Genomic DNA, 727 nt, shown 5'->3' with positions numbered 1-727 from the left:
AGGGACTTCTTGGCCTTTTTCCAGCGCTTGGCCCACTTCTCGGTGAGCTTGTCGACGTAAAGGTAGCCGTCCAGGTGATCGTATTCGTGTTGCATGACCCGGGCGAACCATCCGGTGGCTTCGAAGGAGATCGGGTTCCCGTCGCCGTCGAAGCCCTCCACGCGGGCGAATTCGGCGCGCTTGAGTGGGAAGTTCAGGGCCGGGGCGGAGAGGCAGCCCTCGAGCTCCTCGTCCGGGTCCGGAGTGGCCTGAGAGACCTTGGATAGGGTCAGGTGCGGGTTGACGATGACCCCGCGGGCCGGGACCTCATCCTCGTTCTCATACTGGTACGTGAAGATGCGCAGTCCGACCCCGACCTGCGGTGCCGCCAGGCCCACGGCGTTTGCCGCGTCCATGGTGTCGTACATGTCGGTGATGAGCTCACGGAGTTCGTCGGTGAACTCCGTGACTTCCTTCGCGCGCGTGTGCAGGACCGGTTCGCCGTAGATGGTAACTGGACGAATGCTCAAGACTTCTCCTGGTGCTCTCGGATGGAGGGGGGGATGCGGTGGTGGCTGCCAGCGGCAACCTGTGCTTCGGTGTTCGTTTTTCGCACCTGAAACCGAACTGCGGTGTGGAATAACAAAAGCCGCTCCGGAAAAGTTCCGGAGCGGCTTCATTGGGGTGAGTAACGGGGATTGAACCCGCGACCTTTCTGGACCACAACCAGACGCTCTGCCTAACTGAG

At 61.6% G+C, this 727-nt stretch carries 1 protein-coding gene; it reads right to left on the bottom strand.

Annotated elements, in window-relative coordinates:
* A partial coding sequence (def, locus tag B879_RS24145) for a peptide deformylase (protein ID WP_040401615.1) occupies positions 1-509 on the bottom strand: 509 nt, incomplete at its 3' end.
* Positions 510-727 lie beyond the last annotated feature (218 nt).

The sequence above is a fragment of the Cecembia lonarensis LW9 genome (assembly GCF_000298295.1).
GTDB classification, from domain to species: domain Bacteria; phylum Bacteroidota; class Bacteroidia; order Cytophagales; family Cyclobacteriaceae; genus Cecembia; species Cecembia lonarensis.
Note: the sequence above shows the minus strand (reverse complement) of the source record. Positions and strands in the feature narration are given on the sequence as shown.